We start from the raw sequence: 15,113 nt of genomic DNA, 5'->3' as shown, positions 1-15,113 counted from the left end.
CCGTCTTGGTCATGCCCGTGTGGCTCGGCGCGGTCGGCTCGCCCGCGAACCCGCCGCTCCCGAACGTGAACGTGACGAGCCTCGTCGGCCACGTCGTCTACGGGGCCGTCCTCGGAGCGTCGTACCCCGCGCTCGACGGCGTCCTCTGAGAAGTTGAAAAGAGCGGCGACCGCCGACCGCCGCAGACCCGAATTTATTCGAGCAGTTCGACGATGAGTCCCTTCTGGGCGTGCAGGCGGTTCTCCGCCTGGTCCCAGACGAGCGAGCGCTCGCCTTCCAGCACGTCGCCGGTAATCTCCTCGCCGCGGTGGGCCGGGAGGCAGTGCATGACCTTCGCGTCGGTGTCAGACAGCAGGTCCTCGTTGAGTTGGAACCCCTCGAACGCCTGCAGTTTCTCGTGGCGCTGGTCCTCTTGGCCCATCGAAATCCACACGTCGGTGTAGACCACGTCGGCGTCCGCGACGGCCTCCTCGGGGTCGGTCGTAATCGTCGGCGTCGAGCCGAGTTCGGCGGCCTTTTCGAGCACGTCGTCGTCGACGCCGTACTCCGGCGGGGTCGCCACGGTGAGATCGATGCCGGCCATCGCACAGCCGAGGACGAACGACTGGCCGACGTTGTTGCCGTCGCCGACCCACGCGGCCTGCACCTCGTCGAAGTCGCCGACGTGCTCGCGGATGGTGAGCAGGTCGGCGAGCGTCTGGCAGGGGTGGGCGTCGTCGGTCAGGCCGTTGATGACCGGCGCGTCGGAGTGCTCGGCGATTTCGAGCAGGTCCTCGTGGTCGAACAGGCGGACCATGATGGCGTCGCCGTAGCGACCCAGCACGCGCGCGGTGTCCGAAAGCGGCTCGCCGTGGCCGAGCTGGATGTCCTCGGGGCCGAGGAACAGCGCGTGGCCGCCCAGTTCGGTCATCCCCGTCTCGAAGGAGACACGCGTCCGGGTACTCGGCTTCTCGAAGAGCATCGCCAGCGTCGCTCGGGTGAGCTGCGTCTCGTCGTCGCCGGACTTGATGTCGGCGGCGCGGGTGAGAACGCGGTCTAACTCCGATGCGCTGATGTCGTCGATGTCGGTGAAGTGGGTGGTTTCGAGCATTGTGTCGTGTGTCGTGTCTCCGTGTCGGTTCGTCGTCTCGGTCGTTCGGTCGCCGCCGCTCGGTTCGTCTCAGTCGTCAGCGAGGCGCTCGCACGCGTCGACGAGCACGTCGATGGCGCTGTCGAACTCGGCGAGGTCGAGGTGTTCGTTCGGGGCGTGGTCGAGGTCCGAGTCGCCGGGGCCGTAGGTCGCCATCGGGCAGTCCCACGTCCCGGCGAAGATGTTCATGTCGCTGGTCCCGGTCTTCCGGAGGAGCCGCGGTTTCACGCCGCTGACGTTGCGGATGGCGACGCGGAACGCCCGCGCCACGTCGGTTCGGGGGCTCATCATGACCGGCGGGATGGGCTTGTTCCAGTGGACGCCGCCGCGGGTGAGTTCGCCCTCCGCGACCTCGCGCACGTCGTCGATGGAGAGCCGCGGCGGGACGCGGAACTGCACGTCAACCGTCGCCTCGACCGCGAGGCCGTCCTCGGTCGGGCCGCCGTCGAACGTCACGGGCTTGGTCGTCACCGTGTCGAAGACGCCGTCGCGCTCCTCGTCGAAGAAGTCGGCCACGCGGGACCACCACGCGACCGCGGACTGGATGGCGTTCTCCTCGGGGCGCGAGGAGTGACCGAGTTCGCTCGTCGAGATGTACGTCCCGGAGAGGAACCCGCGGTAGCCGAGCGTGACGCCGTCCCAGCCCGAGGGCTCGCCGTTGACGACCGCGTCGGGCTCCTCGCGGTCCTCCACGAGGTGCCACGCGCCGCGCGAGGAGGTCTCCTCGCCGACGACGCCGACGAACGAGACGCCCGTCTCGACGGCCGCCGCGGCCATCGAACAGAGCGGTCCCGTCGCGTCGACGCTCCCGCGACCCCAGAGGACGCCGTCTTCTATCTTCACCGGCACGTCGCCGGGGACGGTGTCGATGTGGGAGGTGAGAAGCACCGCGTCGTCGGCCGGCGCGCGGACGTTGCCGACCTCGTCTATCCAGACCTCGCGGTCGTGCGCCTCGAAGAACGCTTTCAGGACCTCGGCGGCCGCCTCCTCGTCGCCCGACACCGAGGGCGTCGAGACCATATCGTAGAGGAGGTGGCGCGCGTCGGCCCACTCGCCTTCGTCGAGGGCGTCGGTGTCGGCGTCGGGCGTCGTCTCTGCCTCTGTCTCCATCTCTGTCTTCGTCGTCGCTTCCGCCTCGCCACCTTCCTCGCGGTCGATTTCGGCGTTCATGATAACACGTTCGTCATGGCGTCGACCGCGCGGTCGGCGTGCTCCTCATCGATGACGAGCGGCGGCAGGAACCGGACGACCGTCCGGCCCGCGGGGAGCGCGAGCAACTGCTCGGACAGCGCGAGGTGCTTCAGCGTGCGGTTCGCGCCGCGTTTGACCTCGACGCCGATCATGAGGCCGTCGCCGCGGACCTCGCGGACCGGCAGGTCGTGTTCCTCGACGGCGGCTTCGAGTTCCGTCGTGAGGTAGTCGCCCACCGCGGCCGCGTGGCCGGGCAGGTCCTCCTCGACGATGGTGTCGAGGGTGGCGTTCGCCGCCGCGCAGACCACGGGGCCGCCGGAGAACGTCGAGCCGTGGGAGGCCGCGCCGTCCGCAATCCAGTCGGCACAGAGCGTCGCGCCGAGGGGCAGGCCGTTGGCGATGCCCTTCGCGCTCGTGAGGATGTCGGGGACGACGCCGGCGTTCTCGCAGGCCCACAGCGACCCGGCGCGACCGATGCCGGTCTGAATCTCGTCGAAGACGAGCGCGGCACCCGCGTCCTCGGTCAGGTCGCGGGCGGTCTGGAGGTACTCAGCCGTGGCGGGGTTGATGCCGCCTTCGCCCTGAATCGGTTCGAGGAAGACCGCGGCCGTCTCGTCGTCGACGGCCTCGGCGAGTTCCTCCTCGTCGCCGTAGCTGACGAACTCGACGCCGCCGGCGACCGGCTCGTAGGGCTTCTTGTACTTCTGTTTCCACGTGAGCGCGAGGCTCCCGAGGGTGCGGCCGTGGAAGGCGCGCTTCGTGGCGACGATTTTCTGTCGGCCGGTCGCGGAGCGGGCGAACTTCATCGCCGCCTCGTTTGCCTCCGTGCCGGAGTTACAGAGCCAGACGTTCGAGATGTCGCCGGGCGCGAGCGTCGCCAGTTTCTCGTAGAGTTCCGTGCGGACCTCGACGGGATACGACGCCTGCACGTAGGTCAACTTCGCGGCCTGCTCCTGAATCGCGGAGGTGACCGCGGGGTGGGAGTGGCCGAGCGCCGCGACGGCGTAGCTCGCGCCGAAGTCGAGGTACTCGGTGCCGTCGTCCGAGTAGAGGTACGGCCCCTCGCCGGACTCGATGGCGATGGGCTTTTCGTTGAAGACGAAGCCGCTCATTGTTCGGCCCCCTCGGCTTCGACCAGCGCGCCGGGCGTCACGTGCGTGCCGCCGCCGTTGAGCGCCGTCACGATGGGGTCGTTCAGGTTCGCGTCGGAGACGATGACCTCGGCGGCCCCGCCGTCGAGCGCCTCCTTCGCGGCCATGACCTTCTTGGTCATGAACCCCTCGGCGGCCGATTCGAGCGCCGAGAACTCCTCGGGCGTGTCGGCCGTCTCGATGAGCGTGGACTCGTCGTCGGGGTCGGCGTAGACGCCCTTCACGTCGGTGAGGACGACGAGTTTCGCGCCGAGCGCGCCCGCGACCGCGGCGGCGGCGCGGTCGGCGTCAGCGTTGACCGGCACGCCGTCGTCGGCGAGCATCGGAACGGTCACGATGGGCGTGTAGCCGCCGTCGAGGAGGGTTTCGAGGAGCGTCGCGTTCACCGAGGTAATCTTCCCGGAGTGGTCGCCGCGCTTGATTTTCTTCTTTCCGTCTTCGACGACGCGGACGGCCGATTTGCGCGGCCCGGTCAGGAGGCCGCCGTCGACGCCCGAGAGGCCGAGCGCGTCGACGCCCGCCTCGCGGAACAGCGCCGTCAGGTCCGTGTTGAGCTTGCCGGGCATCACCATCGAGAAGACCTCCATGGTGCGCTCGTCGGTGAAGCGGCCGGAGACGCCCGAAGGCGACTCGACGTACGTCGGCTCCTCGCCGAGTTCTTCGAGCGTCTCGTCGACGGCGGTCGAACCGCCGTGGACGACGACCACGTCGGTGCCGTTGGCGACGAGGTGGGCCACGTCGGCGACGGCTCCCTGCGGGTCGACGGCCTTCGCGCCGCCGATTTTGACGACGACCGGCGGCTCCTTGCCACCGTCAGCGATGAGGTTGTCTTCGTTATCGACGAGCTGTTCGTGTGCCGCGAGCAGTTCCTCGCGTGTGTATCCTGTCATAGTCGAAATGGTGCGTAAATCGTGGGTCGGGGCGAGCGTTCGGGGGCGGTGCGGTCAGGGCGAGCCGATGGGGTGGAAGCCGGTGAAGTCGAGTCCGGCGGTCTCATCCAGCCCGAGCGCGATGTTGGCGGCGTGGACCGCCTGCCCCGCGGAGCCTTTCATCATGTTGTCGATGGCCGAGAAGACGACGAGTCGTCGGTTTCCGGGGTCGATTTCGAAGCCGACCTCGCCGAAGTTCGTCCCGGCGACCGACTTCGGTTCCGGGTAGCGGTAGACGCCGCCGCCGCCGGCGACGGTGCGCATGAACGGTTCGTCGCCGTAGGACCCGCGGAACGCTTTCCACATGTCGCCCTTCGAGACGGGGCCGTCGGGGAAGACGTGACAGGTCGCCGCCGCGCCGCGGACCATGTCGACCGCGTGGACGGTAAACGAGACCGAGAGGCCGAGGTACTCCTCGATTTCGGCCTCGTGGCGGTGGCCGGTCGGCGCGTAGGGGCGGACGATGCCCGAGCGCTCGGCGTGCGACGACGCCTTGCTCGCGCCCGCGCCGCCCTCCGACGAGCCGACTTTCACGTCCACGACGACCTGCTCGTCGCCGGAGAGGATGCCGGCGTCGAAAAGCGGCTTGAGGCCGAGAATCGTCGCGGTCGCGTTACAGCCGCCCGCGGCGATGAGGTCCGCGCCGGGGAGGTTCTCGCGGTTCAGTTCGGGGAGCGCGTACTCCGACTGTTCGAGGTATTCGGGGCAGACGTGGCCGTCGTACCACTCGTCGTACTGCGCCGCCTCGGAGAGACGGAAGTCCGCAGAGAGGTCGACGACGGTGTCCGCCGCGTCCTGAAAGGCGTCGATGTGCTCCATCGAGACGCCGTGGGGCGTCGCCGTGAACAGCACGTCGACTGATTCGAGGTCCTCCGGCGAGGTGAAACGGAGGTCGAGGTGACGAAGGTTCGGGTGGACGTGGCCGACGGTCTTGCGCTCGTAGGAGCGGCTCGTCGCCTGTTCGATATCGAAGTTCGGGTGGCCGTCGAGCAGGCGGAGCAGTTCGCCGCCGGTGAAGCCGGAGCCGCCGACGACGCCCGCAGTGAGTTGGTCGCTCACGCCGAGACCTCCGCCAGCGACTGCTCTCCGTCGACCTTGGCTTCGAGCCAGTCGACGACCGTCGCGGGAACGTCCGTCTCGACGGCGTCGTTGAGCGCCTTGAACTCGACGGTGTGGTTGACCTCGTGGACGGTGTAGTCATCTCCCGTCTCCATGAGGTCGACGCCGAGCAGGCCGCCGCCGACCGCGTCGGACGCCTGCTTCACGAGTTCCTTCGCGCGGTCGTCGAGTTCGAACTCGTCGACGCTCGCGCCCTTCGCGGCGTTCGTGAGCCAGTGGTCCGACGAGCGGACCATCGCGGCCACGGGTTCGCCGTCGGTGGCGAGCACGCGGATGTCGCGGCCCGGCTTCTCGACGAACTCCTGGATGTAGAACACCTTGTGCTCGTAGTTGCCGAGCGTCGACTTGTGTTCGAGGATGGCCTCGGCGGCCGCCTCGGAGTCGATTTTCGCCATCAGGCGACCCCACGAGCCGACGACCGGCTTGAGGACGCAGGGGTAGCCGAACTCCTCGACGATTTCCATCGCCGACTCGACCGTGAAGGCGACTTTCGTGTTCGGCGTGGGCACGCCCGCGTCCGCGAGCGCGAGGCTGTTTTTCGCCTTGTCGGCGCAGATGTCGGCGGTCTCGTGGGAGTTGACGACCGGGATTCCGTACGACTGCAGGAAGCGCGTGATGTAGATGCTCCTGCTCGTCGCCAGACAGCGGTCGACCACCACGTCGAGTCCGTCGAACGATTCCGGCGGCTCCGTGAGGTCGAACTGCTCTTTCCGAACGTCTATCTTCGTCACCTCGTGGCCGCGGTCGCGAAGCTCGTTGAGCAGGAGCTTCTCGTCGCGGCGAATCCGGGAATAGAGCAGTCCAACGTGCAATTTACTCTCCCCAGTCCTCTTCGAGTTCGGGCGCTTCTTCGAGTGTCACGGGGTCGAGGGAGACGACTTCCAGCTCTGCGCCCGTGGCGGGGCTGTCGATGATTTCACCGACTTCGACGTCGGCCGGCAGCTCGATTTCCTCTCCGCTCAGCGGGTCTTCCGCGGTGATGGTGTCGCTCATTACATCCGTGGCTGGTCGACGGATAGTATTAAAGCCGTCGAAAATTACGCGCCAAAAATTAATGTAAAGAAGTCTCTAGCGGGTGTTATCTGTCGAATCGGCCGACAGTACGGGTCGGCCGAACGACGCGTCGAGCTTGGGTGCCACGCTCACTCGACGCCGGAGACGGGACCGGTCGTCGGACCGGTCGGCCCGTCCCCCGCGTCGGGCGCGGTCGTCGTCGTCGCCGCGGTTCCGGTCGGGGTCGCCGGAGGCCCGCGGCCGGGAGTCGCGGCGCGGCTGCTCGCGGTCGTCGGAGCAAGCCCGCGGGCGTCTCGCGTTCGGACTCAGACATAGCTCGAAACCTCCTCGTCGAGACCCTCGGCGGCCGCCGCGAGCGAGTCGCGGGCGTCGGCGACGGCCGCGGCGTCGTCCGAGAGCTCGTCGCGGGCCGTCGAGAGCGTCGCCTCCACGGCGGCGGGCGCGGGCCCGCCGACCGAATCGCGACTCGCCACGCTCTCGGTCGGGTCGAGCGCGGCTTCGACGGCCTCGGCTGTCACGTGCGTAAAGAGTGACTCACCTAATACGTCCGTAGCGACGGCGTCAAGTGTTGCCACGTCGGGCGTTCCCTCGGAGCGGGCGGCCGCCTCCGCGACGACCTCGTGGGCCGTGCGGAACGGGAGGCCGGCCATCGCCAGCAGGTCCGCCACGCCGGTCGCGGTCGAAAAGCCGTCGCCCGCGGCCGCGGCGAGTTCGTCTTCGGGCCACGTCGCCGACCCGACCGCGCCGGCGGCCACCGCGGCCGCCTCGGTCACGTCGTCGACGGTGCGGAACGCGTGTTTGTGGGCGCGCTGGAGGTCGCGGTTGTACGCGCGCGGCAGTCCCTTCAGCGTCGTCAGGAGGCCGGTGAGTTCCCCGACGGCGTCGCCCGCGACGGCGCGGACGAGTTCCATCGTGTCGGGGTTCTTCTTCTGCGGCATGATAGAGGAGGTCGACGAGTAGTCGTCCGACAGCTCGACGAGGCCCTTGTTCGAGAATATCACGAGGTCCTCGGCGAGGCCGGAGAGCGTGACCGCGTGGGTCGTGAGCGCCGACAGCGTCTCCGCGAGGAAGTCGCGGGTCGCGGAGGCGTCCATCGAGTTCTCCATCACGCGGTCGAAGCCGAGCAGGTCGGACACGAGTTCGCGGTTCACGTCGAAGGGCGTGCCCGCGAACGCCGCCGACCCGAGCGGCGATTGGTTGATGCGCTCGTACGCGCATATGAGGCGGGCGCAGTCGCGGGCGACCGCCCGTTCGTACGAGCACAGGAAGTGCGCGACCGTCGTCGGTTGCGCGGGCTGGAGGTGCGTGTAGCCGGGCATCACCGTCTCGGTGTGTTCGGCGGCCGTCTCGAGTAACGACTCGCGCAGGGCGAGCGCCGCGTCGAGGGCCGAAAGCACGTCCTCGCGCAGGCGGTACCGGATGCAGGTCGCCACCTCGTCGTTGCGCGAGCGGGCGGTGTGCATCTTCCCGCCGTCGGGGCCGACGATGTCGATGACGGCGGCCTCGATGGCCTCGTGGACGTCTTCGCCGCCCGAAAGCGAGTCGTGGCCCGCGGCCTCGACCTCGTCCAGCGCGGCGAGAATCTCGCTCGCGACCTCGGACTCGATGATGTCCTGCGACGCGAGCATCACGACGTGCGCCCGGTCGACGGCGAGGTCGGCCTCGAAGATGCGTTCGTCGGCCGCGAGGCTCGACATGAACCCGCGGGCGGGGCCGCCGCTGAAGCGGTCCCGGCGGATGACGCCCTCGGAGTCGCCGTCCTCGCCTGCCATCTTACTCGTCGCTACCGCCGTCTGCGGCGAGTTCGGGCTTCTGCTTCTTCGCGCTCTGGTTGGCGAGACGCGCCTGGAAGCCGTGGTACTTGGCGACGCCCGTCGCGTCGGCCTGCTCGATGCCGTCGACCGTCTCCGTGTTGAAGGAGGCGGCGGACTCGGAGTAGGCGGCGTACTCGGACTCGCGGCCGACCGGGCGGGCCTGTCCGCCCTCGAACTTGATGGTCACGGTGCCCGTGACGCGCTCTTGGGTCTTTTCGAGGAAGGCGTTCAGCGCGCCCACGAGCGGGGCGTCGATGAGGCCCTCGTAGGCCTTCTGGGACCACTCGTTGTCCACGGTGGCCTTGAAGTCACGCTCTTCTTTCGTGAGGACGAGCCCTTCGAGCGCCTCGTGGGCGTTCAGGAGCGTCGTCGCGGCCGGGTGCTCGTAGTTCTCGCGCACCTTGAGGCCGAGCATGCGGTCTTCCATCATGTCCGTGCGGCCGACGCCGTGCTTGCCGGCCTTCTCGTTGAGAAGCGAGATGAGTTCGAGGGGTTCGAGTTCCTCGTCGTCGACGGCGACCGGGTAGCCGTCTTCGAACGTGATTTCGATGAGTTCCGTCTCGTCGGACGGCTGGTCGGTCCACTCGTAGATGTCCTCCGGCGGGACGTAGCCGGGGTCTTCGAGGTTGCCGCCTTCGATGGAACGGCTCCAGAGGTTCGTGTCGATGGACCAGACGCCCTCGTTGCCGCCCTGCACCGGGAGGTCCTTCTCGGCGGCGTACTCGATTTCCCACTCACGGGTCATGCCCATCTCGCGGACGGGCGCGATGACTTCGAGGTCGGAGGCGCGCCAGACCGCCTCGAAGCGGAGCTGGTCGTTACCCTTGCCCGTACAGCCGTGGGCGATGCCGTCGCAGTCCTGCTCCTCTGCGAGTTCGAGGATTGCCTTGGCGATGACCGGACGCGCGAGCGCGGTGCCGAGCGGATAGCCCTGATAGTCCGCGTTGGCGCAGACCGAGTCGAGACAGAGCTGTGCGAACTCCTGTTTCGCGTCGACGACGTAGTGTTCCAGCCCGAGGGCCTCGGCCGTCTCGTAGGCCTCCTCGAACTCCTCTTCCGGCTGACCGACGTCGACGGTGACGCCGACGACTTCGTCGTATCCGTACTCCTCTTCGAGAATCGGGACGCAGACTGTTGTGTCGAGTCCGCCCGAGAACGCGAGTGCGACTTTCTTCATGTACTCGTCTGTGGCGGGGACATACAGATAAATTCTTTGCATTCAGTCTGTGAAATTAAGTGGTAGAGATGCCTATAGGCACGAAAATGGAAGATTAGCGATTTCGACGTGTCCCGAAGGAGATGATGATTGTGGCCCTAAAGGGCCCGTCGTCGGGGTCGGACAGCCGCGGCTCGCAGCGGGGCAAAAGTGGCGAAGGTGCTGCGAGTCGCCATGGTTGTGAGACGCTACGATGTCATCCCTATTAAACGCTTCCGGCGACGCAAACGTTTCCTCAGTCGAGCAACTCCCCGGCGAGTTCGACCAGCAGTTCGTTGTCGACGAGCGCGACCACGAGCGCGATAATCGCGAGCGCGACGACTGCGATGACGAGCCACTGGATAAGGGTCATACCACCCGCAACGTGGCGACTCCTCCGGTAAGTGTTCTGTGGCCGTTCGGATCGGTCGGCGTCGACGGGTCGAAAACGCCGCGCCGGGACGAATCAGGCGCTCTCGGTCGAGGCTTCGCCGTCCGCCGTGTCGCCGCGGAAGACGAGTCGCTCCACGAGGTCCGACCGCTGCATCAGCACCGTGCCGAGCGCGCTCATGACGAACACGTAGCCGACGGCGAACGCCGGGATGACCTCGCGCATCACCGGCGTCGTGCCCGCGGCGGCCAGCGCCGCGATGACGAGCGAGAACTCGCCGCGGGGGACCATCCCGACGCCGACCCGGAGCGACCGGTGCGCCGAGAGGTCGTACGCCCGGCCGCCGAGGTAGCCCGAGAGAACCTTCGACGGCGTCGAGAGGACGACGGCGATGACGAGCGGAACGGCGGCCGCCGCCAACAGTGTCGGGTCGGTGCCGAGGCCGATCCAGAAGAAGAACACCGCGGCGAACACGTCGCGGACCGAGACGAGCAGGTGTTCGAGTCGCTCCCGGTGGCCGCTCGTCGAAAAGCCCATCCCGACGAAGAACGCCGCGACGGCCTCGCTCACCCCGAGCGCGAGCGCCGCACCCGAGATGGGAACGACGACCGCGAGCGCCCGCAGGACGAACGCCTCTTCGTTCTCCACGTCGAGGACGCGGGCGAAAAGCGCCGTCCCGTACTGGACGGCCACGAACAGGAGGCCGAGGAAGCCGAAGGCGATGGCGAGCGACCGCCCGATGGCCGCGACGCCGCCGTCGCCGCCGAGCACGAGCGAGGTGACGACCGCGAGGTAGACCGCGATGGCGAGGTCCTCGAAGACGAGCGTGCCCAGAATCGGCTCCGATTCGGGGTCCGCAATCCACCCGAGGTCGATGAGCGTCTTCGTCACGATGGCCGACGACGAGATGTAGACGATGCCGCCGAGCAGGAGCGCTTCGACCGGCGACCACCCGAGGACGAGGCCGATGGCGACGCCGATGGGGAGGTTCACCGCGAGGTCGATGACGCCCGCGCGGCCGATTTTCGCCCCCGACGACCGGAGTCGGTCGAGGCTGAACTCCAGGCCGAGGAAAAACAGGAGGAGGACGATACCGAGCTCTGCGAGAATCGTCACGACCTCGCCGTTCGGGACGTACGGGAGACCGAACCGCCCGGCGACGTACGGCCCGGCGACGACGCCGCCGACGACGTACAGGGGAATCACCGACAGCCCGAGGCGTAGCGCGACCGCTCCGACGACCGCGAGGACGGCGAACAGGTAGCCGAATTCGAGGAGTGCCGCCGCCATCAGGTCCCTTCGACGAGCGCGACGAAGTCGCGGCAGGCCGTCTTGGGACCGATGACGACGAGCGTGTCACCGGCTTCGACCATCGCGTCGCCGCCGGGCGAGGCGACGACCTCGTCGTCGCGCTCGATGGCGATGACCGACGCGCCGGTCGCCTGCCGGAGGTCGGACTCGCCGAGCGTCTTGCCCGCGATGTCGGAGTCCGCGCCGACTTCGACCCACTCGATGAGCGTGTCCCCGCCCAGGAGGGTCTCGATGTTCTCCGTCTGGACCGGCTGGAAGTACGCGCCTTCGAGGAGCGTCCCCACCTGCCGGGCCAGCTTGTCGGTGAGTTCGAACAGCTTTTCGGAGTCGCTGTCGGCGCTCGCGCGCCGGAACACCTCCCGCTTGCCGCTGTTGTGCGTCACGATGACGAGCCGGGAGCCGTCGCCGAGGTCCACCTCGTGTTTCTTCCCGACGCCCGGAAGGTCGCTCTCGTAGACAGTCATGACTATCCGATTCGTGGCCGATTGAAATAAAATCGCATCACGGACCGACGCCCGAACGCCGACCGCTTACGCGACGCCGACCACCCAGAGCGTCGCCGCGATGGCGGTACAGGCGACCGGCGGAATCGAGAGGTTGTCGTCGATGACGTAGCCGGCGACGACCGGCTTCACGCCGTCGGCGAGCGTCGCCCCGGCGGCCCCGGCGGCCGCCGCGAGGCCGCCCGCGACGACCCCCGATACGGGAATCACGAACGGCGCGGCGAGGACGAAACAGACCGCGAACATCACCGCGAGCGTCCGAACCGATTTCAGTTCGCCGACCGGCGCGGAGCCCATGAGGCCGCTTATCGGGTCGCCGATGGTGAGCATGAACATCCCCGGAACCGCGACGTGCGGGTCGAACACCAGCGCGACGGCGGTCTGGCTGTAGACGTACAGCGCGTAGCCGGCGACGTTGTCCTGTTCGTACTCGCGGGTGAGTTCGTCGTAGACGGCCCATTCGAGGCCGCCGAACAGGCGGAGCAGTTCGAGGACGCTGACGACCGCCGCGAGGAAGACGAACAGATACCCGAGGGTACGCCACTCGACCAGCCCGAGGAGGTACAAAAGCGGCATCCCCGAGCCGCTCGCGTGGACCAGTCGCCGTTTCACCTCGGCGGTGCTCGGTCGCCCCACGGCGGGTTACGCCTCGACGACCTCGTTCTCGTCGAGCACGTCGTCGAACGAGGCGGTGCCGGCACGCAGGCCGACGAGCGTTCCGACGAGGTCGTCGACGGGCAGTCGGACCTGCTTGCCGCTGTCGCGCTCGCGGATGGTGACGGTGTTCGCGCCGTCGCCTTCGAGCCCGTCGCGGTCGATGGTGATGCAGAACGGGGTGCCGACCTCGTCCTGTCGGCGGTAGCGCCGACCGATGCTGCCCGAGTCGTCGTAGACGACCGCGAAGCCGGCCGCGCGGAGCTCTTCGGCCACGTCGTCCGCGAGGTCGACCAGTTCGTCCACGTTGCTCACGAGCGGGAACACGCCGACGTTCGTCGGCGCGACCGAGGGCGAAAGCGAGAGGTAGCTCCGCGCCTCGCCGTCGACCTCGTCGGTCTCGTACGCGTGCGCGAGGAGCGTGTACACCGTGCGGTCGATACCGAACGAGGGTTCGACCACGTGCGGCGTGATGTGCTCGCCCGCCTCGGTCTGCGTCTCGACCGAGAAGTTGGCCACGTCGGTGTCGACGGTGATTTCCTCGCCGTCGACGTCGAGGGTGACCTCGTCGGCGTCGAAGGCGTCGGGGTCGCGCTCGGCGAGCGTCTCCAGCGCCTCGGCCACGTCGGCGGCCTGCGCGCCGAACTCGGGGCCGAGCGTCGCCATGTCGGGGTCGACGACGGCGCGCTCGACCGTCTTCGGCTCGTCGTACTGCTGGAAGACGGTGAAGTCGTCGTCGCCGTACTCGCCGTGCTTCGAGAGGTCGTAGTCGCTGCGGTACGAGAAGCCCGCGATTTCTATCCAGTCGCCGTCGACCTCGCTCTCGGCGTCCCAGCAGTCCGAGGAGTAGTGGGCGCGCTCGCCCGCGAGGTGCTGGCGGAAGCGGAAGCGGTCCATGTCGACGCCGACCGTCTCGTACCACTCCTGGGCGATGCCGAGGAAGTAGCCGAGCCACGCGTTGCCGATGACGCCGTCCTCGACGGCCTCGCCGATGGTCGTCTCGACGTAGTCGCCGTCGTCGGCCTCCTGCTCGGTCGCGGGGTACAGAAGCACCTCCACGTCCTCGACCGCCGAAAGGTCGGCCTCGTCGCGCTCGGGGTCGATGAAGTGCTCCAGTTCGGCCTGCGTGAACTCCCGGGTGCGGACGATGCTCTTCCGCGGCGAAATCTCGTTGCGGTAGGCGCGGCCGACCTGCGTCACGCCGAACGGGAGGCTGTTGCGCGCGTACTCCTTGATGCGCGGGAACTCCACGAAGATGCCCTGCGCCGTCTCGGGGCGGAGGTAGCCGGGCGTCGAGGAGCCGGGGCCGATGTTCGTCTCGAACATGAGGTTGAAGTCCTCGACGGACTGGCCTGCGAGGTCCGCGCCGCAGGTCGGACAGACGAGGCCGAGGTCGGCGATTTTCTCGGCCGCCTCCTCGGGCGACAGCGTCTCAGCGTCCTCGAGCTCGGAGTTGTCCTCGATGAGGTGGTCCGCGCGGTGGGACTCGCCGCACTCGGCGCACTCGACGAGCATGTCGTCGAAGCCGTCGAGGTGGCCCGACGCCTCGAAGACGGGTTCGGGCATGATGGTCGGCGCTTCGATTTCGAGGTTGCCCTCCTGGACGGCGAAGCGCTCGCGCCACGCCTCCTCGACGTTGGACTTCAGGGCCGCGCCCTGCGGGCCGTAGGTGTAGAACCCGCCGACGCCGCCGTAGGCTTCCGAGGACCCGAAGAAGAAGCCTCGGCGCTTCGCGAGCTCGGTGAGCGCGGCGGACTCGTCGCCCTCACTCATACAGCGCCTCCAGCAGGTTGATGTCGCGGACGATGCCGATGAGTTCGTCGCCGGAGACGAGCGGAATCTGCTCGATGTCCTCGCGAATCATCGTCTGGGCGGCGTCCTTGGCGGTGGCGCGCGTCGGGACGCTCACGAGGTCGTCGGTCATGAACTTCGACACCGATTCGGCCGGAATCTCGACGTTCCGGGTCGGGATGTAGCGGTTGCCGACCGCCTTGATGCCCTCCCACATCCACTCGTCGTCTTGGTTGGCGACCGAGTCGCCGGTGCCGGCCTCGCCTTCGACGACGCGGGCGACCTCGATGATGTCGACTTCGGTCACGATGCCGGCCAGCGAAGCCTCGTCGTCGAGGACGACCGCGTAGGGAACGTTCGCGTAGAATATCTCGCGCTCGACGATGTGCAGGGGCACGTCGACGTACGTCGTGTTCACGTCGCGGGCGGCGAGGTCGCCGACCTCGCTCTCGCCGTCGATGTCGCCGCGGGCGATGGCCCGGACCACGTCGGTGACGGTGAGGATGCCCTCGATGGCGTCGCCGTCGACGACGGGGATTCGGCGCGCGCCCTCCGAGACCATCGTCGCGGCCACCGCTTCGAGGTCGTCGTCGGCGCTCGCGGTCGGCACCTCGCGGACGAGCACCGCCAGCTGGTCCTCGTCGGGGTGTTCGATGAGGTCCTCCCGAGAGATGAGGCCTCGGTACTTCGTCCCCTCGTCGGTCTCTTTCACCACAGGAACAGAAGAGAACCCACGCTCTTGGAGGTATTCCAGAACGTCGTCGCGGGTGCCCGGCAGGGACACCGTCACGACCTCCTCACCGCGGGTCATCGCGTCGGCTACTTTCATACACCCGCTTTCTTCCCCCCGCCTAATGTACTCTGCGAACGCTTTCGCCTCGTTGACAGGCGTCCGCCGCCGCTCGCGGGGGTCGGGTGACA

Annotated in this window: 14 protein-coding genes and 1 pseudogene; 1 reads left to right on the top strand and 14 read right to left on the bottom strand. The window is 68.1% G+C overall.

All coding sequences use genetic code 11. The features are described 5' to 3' along the window. Window positions 1-149 (top strand): annotated as a pseudogene (locus AUR65_RS20150) (histidine kinase); the annotation flags it as partial. A 44-nt stretch (window positions 150-193) separates the two neighbouring features. On the opposite strand, the gene argF reads toward AUR65_RS20150, so the two are convergent. The 14 genes from argF to AUR65_RS03730 all read right to left on the bottom strand — a co-directional run bounded on the left by argF (window position 194) and on the right by AUR65_RS03730 (window position 15,021). Beyond that, on the bottom strand, window positions 194-1,090 hold the full coding sequence (gene argF, locus AUR65_RS03800) for an ornithine carbamoyltransferase (protein WP_058568783.1): 897 nt from the start codon (window positions 1,088-1,090) through the stop codon (window positions 194-196). Window positions 1,091-1,159: 69 nt separating this feature from the next. Beyond that, complete coding sequence (locus AUR65_RS03795; protein WP_058568782.1) at window positions 1,160-2,299, bottom strand: [LysW]-lysine hydrolase; 1,140 nt, start codon at window positions 2,297-2,299, stop codon at window positions 1,160-1,162. Next, on the bottom strand, window positions 2,296-3,432 hold the full coding sequence (locus AUR65_RS03790) for an aspartate aminotransferase family protein (protein WP_058568781.1): 1,137 nt from the start codon (window positions 3,430-3,432) through the stop codon (window positions 2,296-2,298). The genes AUR65_RS03795 and AUR65_RS03790 overlap by 4 nt, the downstream gene beginning before the upstream one ends. Further along, window positions 3,429-4,361, bottom strand: coding sequence for an acetylglutamate/acetylaminoadipate kinase (locus tag AUR65_RS03785; protein WP_058568780.1), 933 nt, complete (start codon window positions 4,359-4,361; stop codon window positions 3,429-3,431). Before AUR65_RS03785 ends, AUR65_RS03790 begins: the two co-directional genes overlap by 4 nt. A 54-nt stretch (window positions 4,362-4,415) precedes the next feature. Further along, complete coding sequence (gene argC, locus AUR65_RS03780; RefSeq protein WP_058568779.1) at window positions 4,416-5,459, bottom strand: N-acetyl-gamma-glutamyl-phosphate reductase; 1,044 nt, start codon at window positions 5,457-5,459, stop codon at window positions 4,416-4,418. Beyond that, window positions 5,456-6,331: a lysine biosynthesis protein LysX gene (lysX, locus tag AUR65_RS03775; protein ID WP_058568778.1), complete on the bottom strand. Its 876-nt coding sequence runs from the start codon at window positions 6,329-6,331 to the stop codon at window positions 5,456-5,458. The genes argC and lysX overlap by 4 nt, the downstream gene beginning before the upstream one ends. A 1-nt stretch (window position 6,332) precedes the next feature. Next, entirely contained in the window at window positions 6,333-6,512 is a 180-nt protein-coding gene (gene lysW / locus AUR65_RS03770) for a lysine biosynthesis protein LysW (RefSeq protein WP_004045057.1), read from the bottom strand. 326 nt (window positions 6,513-6,838) lie between these two features. Next, window positions 6,839-8,305 (bottom strand): argininosuccinate lyase, encoded by a 1,467-nt coding sequence (argH, locus tag AUR65_RS03760; RefSeq protein ID WP_058568777.1) that lies wholly within the window; start codon window positions 8,303-8,305, stop codon window positions 6,839-6,841. A gap of 1 nt (window position 8,306) precedes the next feature. Further along, window positions 8,307-9,524, bottom strand: a complete 1,218-nt coding sequence (locus tag AUR65_RS03755) for an argininosuccinate synthase (RefSeq protein ID WP_058568776.1) — start codon at window positions 9,522-9,524, stop codon at window positions 8,307-8,309. Between the two features lie 484 nt (window positions 9,525-10,008). Beyond that, the gene (locus AUR65_RS03750; RefSeq protein WP_058568775.1) at window positions 10,009-11,223 is read right to left on the bottom strand and encodes a cation:proton antiporter; all 1,215 of its coding nucleotides are present in this window, start codon (window positions 11,221-11,223) and stop codon (window positions 10,009-10,011) included. After that, window positions 11,223-11,708, bottom strand: coding sequence for a cation:proton antiporter regulatory subunit (locus tag AUR65_RS03745; protein WP_058568774.1), 486 nt, complete (start codon window positions 11,706-11,708; stop codon window positions 11,223-11,225). Before AUR65_RS03745 ends, AUR65_RS03750 begins: the two co-directional genes overlap by 1 nt. A gap of 66 nt (window positions 11,709-11,774) precedes the next feature. Beyond that, window positions 11,775-12,383: a diacylglycerol/polyprenol kinase family protein gene (locus tag AUR65_RS03740; protein WP_058568773.1), complete on the bottom strand. Its 609-nt coding sequence runs from the start codon at window positions 12,381-12,383 to the stop codon at window positions 11,775-11,777. Window positions 12,384-12,389: 6 nt separating this feature from the next. After that, window positions 12,390-14,174, bottom strand: a complete 1,785-nt coding sequence (glyS, locus tag AUR65_RS03735) for a glycine--tRNA ligase (RefSeq protein ID WP_058568772.1) — start codon at window positions 14,172-14,174, stop codon at window positions 12,390-12,392. After that, the gene (locus AUR65_RS03730; RefSeq protein ID WP_058568771.1) at window positions 14,167-15,021 is read right to left on the bottom strand and encodes a CBS domain-containing protein; all 855 of its coding nucleotides are present in this window, start codon (window positions 15,019-15,021) and stop codon (window positions 14,167-14,169) included. Before AUR65_RS03730 ends, glyS begins: the two co-directional genes overlap by 8 nt. Between the last annotated feature and the right edge of the window lie 92 nt (window positions 15,022-15,113).

It is taken from the genome of Haloferax marisrubri (genome assembly GCF_001469875.2).
GTDB lineage: Archaea > Halobacteriota > Halobacteria > Halobacteriales > Haloferacaceae > Haloferax > Haloferax marisrubri.
Note: the sequence above shows the minus strand (reverse complement) of the source record. Positions and strands in the feature narration are given on the sequence as shown.